5 protein-coding genes and 2 pseudogenes are annotated in these 5470 nt (G+C 67.2%); 4 read left to right on the forward strand and 3 right to left on the reverse strand.

All coding sequences use genetic code 11. The features are described from left to right. Positions 1 to 83 precede the first annotated feature (83 nt). The 4 genes and pseudogenes from H5T77_RS25810 to H5T77_RS25300 form a co-directional block, all read left to right on the forward strand. Positions 84 to 389, forward strand: a complete 306-nt coding sequence (locus tag H5T77_RS25810; RefSeq protein ID WP_472850372.1) for a transposase — start codon at positions 84 to 86, stop codon at positions 387 to 389. Continuing rightward, positions 389 to 1018, forward strand: a pseudogene (locus tag H5T77_RS25815) (IS3 family transposase); the annotation flags it as partial. The gene H5T77_RS25810 and the pseudogene H5T77_RS25815, both read left to right, overlap by 1 nt. Before the next feature lie 14 nt (positions 1019 to 1032). Further along, positions 1033 to 2472 (forward strand): IS30 family transposase, encoded by a 1440-nt coding sequence (locus tag H5T77_RS25295; RefSeq protein WP_472850373.1) that lies wholly within the window; start codon positions 1033 to 1035, stop codon positions 2470 to 2472. A 4-nt stretch (positions 2473 to 2476) separates the two neighbouring features. Then, positions 2477 to 2779: pseudogene (locus H5T77_RS25300) on the forward strand (integrase core domain-containing protein); the annotation flags it as partial. Here H5T77_RS25300 and H5T77_RS25305 read toward each other — a convergent pair. From H5T77_RS25305 to H5T77_RS25315, 3 genes are all read right to left on the reverse strand, one after another. Continuing rightward, a complete protein-coding gene (locus H5T77_RS25305) occupies positions 2743 to 2946 on the reverse strand; it encodes a hypothetical protein (RefSeq protein WP_292653375.1) in 204 nt (67 codons plus the stop codon). The pseudogene H5T77_RS25300 and the gene H5T77_RS25305 overlap by 37 nt on opposite strands. Positions 2947 to 2965: 19 nt before the next feature. Further along, positions 2966 to 3130 (reverse strand): hypothetical protein, encoded by a 165-nt coding sequence (locus tag H5T77_RS25310; protein WP_292653376.1) that lies wholly within the window; start codon positions 3128 to 3130, stop codon positions 2966 to 2968. A gap of 116 nt (positions 3131 to 3246) precedes the next feature. Next, on the reverse strand, positions 3247 to 5442 hold the full coding sequence (locus tag H5T77_RS25315) for an MMPL family transporter (protein ID WP_292653377.1): 2196 nt from the start codon (positions 5440 to 5442) through the stop codon (positions 3247 to 3249). Positions 5443 to 5470 lie beyond the last annotated feature (28 nt).

Here is a 5470-nt window from a genome sequence, read left to right on the forward strand (position 1 = left end):
GGCCCACAGGGCTGGGGACTGCTGCACGGATAGGTGACATCTGATCTGTGGCGACGTGGGTCGCTGCTGGAAGGATGTACATCGTGCCCAAGGCGTTTCCCAAGGAGTTCCGCGAGGACGTGGTCCGGGTCTTCAAGGAGTCTGATTCCACGATCGCGCAGGTAGCCAAAGACTTCGGTGTCTCGACATCGTGTCTGCAACGCTGGCTGGCCCAGGACGAGGAAGCCAGTGCTATTGGCTCGTCCGGGAACGGCCGGCCCGGCGGGTCGCCGGCAGAGTCTGCTGAGCTGCGTGAGGCGAGGAAGCGGATCCGGCTCCTGGAGCAGGAGAACGAGGTCCTGCGCAAGGCAGCCGCGTACTTCGCTCAGGCCAACCTCCCGGGAAAATGATGTACCCGCTCGTCCGTGAGCTCGCCGCTGACGGGATCCCCGTCACGGTGACGTGCCGGGTCCTTGGTATCGCTCGTCAGCCCTATTACCGGTGGCTGAAGAACCCCATCACCGCAGCTGAGCTCGCCGAGGCCTACTTGGCGAACGCGATCTACGACGCCCACCGTGATGATCCCGAGTTCGGCTACCGGCTCGTCTTCGACGAGCTCAAAGCGGCCGGGCACCGGGTGTGTGAGCGGACGGTGTGGCGGATCTGCTCGGGCAACGGCTGGTGGAGCAGGTTCAGCAAGAAACGCGCGAAGAACGGCAAGACGGGTCCACCCGTGCACGACGACCTGGTCCAGCGGGCCTTCACCGCTGATGCGCCGAACCGGCTGTGGCTCACCGACATCACCGAGCACCCCACCGGTGAGGGCAAGCTCTACCTGTGCGCGATCAAGGACGTCTACGCCAACCGGATCGTGGGCTACTCCATCGATGCCCGAATGAAGTCCCGGCTGGCCGTGAACGCCCTGGAATCCGCCGTCGCACGGCGCGCTGCTGAGGGCGCGAGCGTGGCCGGCTGCATCGTGCACTCGGACCGTGGCAGCCAGGGCGGATTCAATCGGTCGTCGCAACACCTTGACTCTGGAGGTGTTCAACGATGGCGACTGCGGACTGGAGCAAGAAGACCAGCGATGTGCCCGAAGGGCTACGGCGACAGTGGCGAGCTGATCGTGCGTTGCGGCCGGCGATGCGTTCGCCCGGGAGGCCGGATCCGTCACGGGTGGTCCAGCGGCAGTTCTGGCGGCTCATCGCCACGGGAGTCACGACCGTTGAGGCGTCGCTTGCCGTTGGCGTGTCGTGGCCGGTCGGGGCTCGCTGGTTTCGCCACGCTGGCGGCATGGCACCGATCTCGTTGGCCGAGCCCATAGGCCGTTACCTGAGCTTCGAGGAGCGCGAGGAGATCGCGATCCTGCGTGCCAAGGACAAGGGCGTGCGTGAGATTGCGCGCGCTCTTGGGCGGGACCCGGGCACGATTTCGCGCGAGCTGCGTCGCAACGCGGCCACTCGCTCTGGGAAGCAGGAGTACCGGGCCACGGTGGCCCAGTGGAAGGCGCAGCAGGCGGCCACGCGGCCGAAGGACTCCAAGCTTGCTACCGATGACCGGTTGCGCGTGTACGTCCAGGACCGTCTTGCCGGACAGGTCAGTGGGCCCGACGGCACGATCGTTGCGGGTCCCACGCCGCCGCCGTGGAAGGGACTGAACAAGCCCCACCGCAAGGATCGACGATGGTCGACGGCATGGAGCCCCGAGCAGATCTCGCAGCGCCTGAAGATCGACTTCCCTGATGATGAATCCATGCGCATCAGCCACGAGGCGATCTACCAGGCCCTGTTCATTGAGGGGCGTGGCGCGCTCAAGCGTGAACTGGTCGCGTGCCTGCGCACCGGGCGGGCGTTGCGGGAGCCCAGATCACGCTCTCGCAACAAACCCCAAGGGCATGTCACGGCTGATGTCATCCTCAGCGAGCGCCCGGCCGAGGCCGAGGACCGTGCCGTCCCCGGCCATTGGGAAGGCGACCTGATCATCGGTACGGGAAGATCGGCAATCGGCACGCTTGTCGAGCGCAGCAGCCGCTCAACGATCCTGGTCCACCTGCCGCGATTGGAGGGATGGGGCGAGAAGCCACCGGTCAAGAACGGTCTGTCGCTTGGCGGTTACGGGGCGGTCGCGATGAACGCCGCGCTGACAGCGTCGATCACCAGGCTGCCCAACCAGCTGCGTAAGACCCTCACGTGGGACCGCGGCAAGGAGCTCTCAGGCCACGCGCAGTTCGCGTTGGAGACCGGGACACGGGTGTTCTTCGCTGACCCGCATTCACCGTGGCAGCGCCCGACGAACGAGAACACGAACGGTCTGCTCCGCCAGTACTTCCCCAAGGGCACCGACCTGTCCCGCTGGTCGGCCGACGAACTCGAGGCCGTCGCGTACGCGCTCAACAATCGGCCCAGAAAGGTCCTCTGCTGGAAGACGCCCGCTGAAGTCTTCGAGGAGCAGATACGCTCACTCCAACAACCCGGTGTTGCATCGACTCCTTGAACCTGCCCAGTACACCTCGTTCGCGTTCACCAGCCGGCTCGTCGAAGCCGGAGTCGACGCGTCGGTTGGGACCGTCGGCGATGCCTACGACAACGCTCTGGCCGAGTCCCAGATCGGCCTGTACAAGACCGAGCTGATCCGCCCCGAGGGGCCTTGGCGCGGCCTTGAGCACGTCGAGATCGAGACCCTGAACTGGGTCGACTGGTTCAACCACGACCGGCCTCACGAATCGGTCCAGGATCTGCCACCAGTGACGGTCGAACAGATCCACTACGCTGCAAGAAACGAGCTCACGCCGACCGGCTGAGCCACCAAACCGGGCCTCCGGAAACTCCGGGGCGGCTCAGACTGGAGGAGGTTCAGGCCGACGAAGGCCGCCAGCAGCACCCACCACTCCGAGACGAGCAGCGTCAGTGACGCGCTCAGGAGGGTGAGAGTCCCGGCCAGGAGGAAGATGGCACGGTCGAGGTTCATCGTTGCTCCTTCCTCCGACTCAGCGACCGAGGATCCGGCTGAGGAAGCCGCCCCGTCGTTCGGCCTCGGGGTGCCCGGGGCACCACTGGCTGGCGGGCACGGAGGCCTTGACCCGGTGGATGTGCCGGCCGCAGCCAGCCCAGGTGGTCTTCTTGCAGGTCTTGCAGGTGGTAGCGCGACACATGAGTGTTCTCCTTGCGATGTGGTGGTAGTGAGGTGACGTCGGGGGCACTGGTGCCGTTCCCGTCCGCCTGGCAGGGCGCCGGTGTTCGAGCGTGGGGCCGGTCCGGCAGTTGCGCCTCAGTCGTGGGCGAAGGTGATGTTGGGCAGGATCCGCTTGAGCCAGGCCGGGGTGTACCAGGCGGCGTTACCGGTGAGGCGGAGCATCACCGGCAGCAGGACCAAGCGGACGAGGAAGGCGTCGAGCAGGACGGCGATGCCGAGTACGACGCCCATCTCCTTGGGCGGGATGGGCCCGGAGAGCGCGAAGGTGAAGAACACCGCCACCATCACCGCGCCGGCGGCGAAGATGACCCGCCCGGAGTGGGCCAGGGACCCGACCATGGCGTCCTTGGGATCACCGGTGCGCTCGTAGTGCTCCTTGGCCGAGGCCAGCAGGAACACCGTGTAGTCCATGGCGATCGCGAAGATCATCGCGAAGAAGAACACCGGCGCCCAGGCGTCGAGGAACCCCTGGGACTCGAATCCGAGCAGGTCCGCGCCGTACCCCTCCTGAAAGATCAGGCGGGCCACGCCGAACGCGGCCGCGGTCGACAGCAGGCTGGCCAGGGTGCCGAGCAGCGAGATCAGCGGCGCCTGAAGCGCGATCAGCAGCAGCAGGAACCCGAGGACCAGGACCACGCCGATGACCAGCGGGGTGGACTCGTCAAGCTGGGCCTTGAGGTCGAGGTTCTCCACAGGGGCGCCGCCGACCAGTGCGGAGTCCGGCAGATCGGCGCGGAGCCGGTCAATGGTCCGGTCGAGCTCGGGGTCGGAGGGGTCGACCGTGGGGATGGCCTGAACCAGCACCAGGTCGGTGCCGTCGGTGGCAGGCATCGGCGGCATCGCGGCGGCGATGCCGCCGTCGTTGCCGAGCACCGTGGCGGCCTTCTCGGCATCGGTGGAGGCCATGACGATCTGCAAGGTGCCCGGAGCGCCCTCGCCGAACGACTCCTGGACCCGGTCATAGCCGACGCGTGCGGAGGCGTCCTCGGGCAGCACCTTGATTGAGGGCATCGCGGTTTTCAGCCCGAAGATCGGGGCGGCCAGTGCCAGCAGCACGATCAGTGACGCCAGACCCCAGACCAGGGGGCGCTTCCAGAGGAGCTCGCCCCATGCGGTGAACTTCGGGGAGCGGTGCTCGCCCGCCCTGACCCACGGCAGCGCCAGCTTGTTGATGCAGTCGTCGAGCTTGAACAGCACCAGCGGGAGCAGGGTCAGGGTCGCGGCAAGGACGAAGACCACCGAGAGCATGATGCCGCCGGCCATCGACCGGAAGGACGGCGAGGGCACGAGCATCACCGCGGACAGAGAGATCAGCACCGTCAAGCCGGAGAGCAGGACTGCCTTGCCGGCGGTGTCCATGGTCTGGGCGATCGCCCACTGCTTGCCGAGGATGTCGGTGCGGTCGCTGTTGGCGCGGGCAGCTCGGGCGGCGCGGTAGCGGACCACGAGGAAGAGGGCGTAGTCGATGCCGAGCGCGAGGGCGAACATCATGGCGAAGTTCATCGCCCAGATGGAGACGGGCACGAGCTCGTTGATGAGGACCAGGGAGCCGGCGGAGGCGACGAGCCCGGCGAGGGTGAGGACCAGTGGCAGTCCGGCGGCGACGAGGGCGCCGAAGGCGAGCACCAGAATGGCTAGGGTCACCGGCCACGACATCAGCTCGGACTTGAGCATGGCGTCGAGGTTGGCCTCGTTGAAGTCGCTCCATAGCAGCGAGGACCCGGTGGGGTTGACCTCGACGGTGTCGGTGGAGAGGTCTTGCAGCTCTTCCTTGAGGTCGGTGGCGACGCGGACCATCTCGTTGGTGTCGGCGCCGGCGCCGGCTAGCACGATGGCGGTGGACCCGTCCTGGGACAGCGTGGCGCCGGGCATCGGCGCGACGACGTCGGCGATCCGCGGCTCGTCCTCGAGGATGCCGGTGACCTTGGCGAGGACGTCCTTGCCCTCGCCCTCGGTGACCGGCCCGTCGGTGGAGCGTACGACGACCTGGATCGCGGAGGAGGCGTTGCCGCCGAAGTGGTCGCGGGCGAGCTCGCGCGCCTGGACGGACTCCGAGCCGTTGGCCTGCCAGCCGGCGCCGGAGAGGTTGTGCTCGACCTGTGGCGCGAACGCGCCGAGGCCGACGATGGCCAGCAGCCAGGCCACGGTGACAAGTCGCGTGTGGGCCGTGACCCACACGCCGAGTCGGCCCAGAGGTCCCACCTTGTTGCCGAGAGGCGGGGTCTGGCGTGGCGGCGGTTCCGCGTGGCGGGGTGATGTCGTGGTGCTCATGAGAATCTCTTTCGTTGTTCGAGTGCTG

Source organism: Nocardioides sp., assembly GCF_014360585.1.
In the GTDB taxonomy this organism is placed as follows: Bacteria; Actinomycetota; Actinomycetes; order Propionibacteriales; family Nocardioidaceae; genus Nocardioides.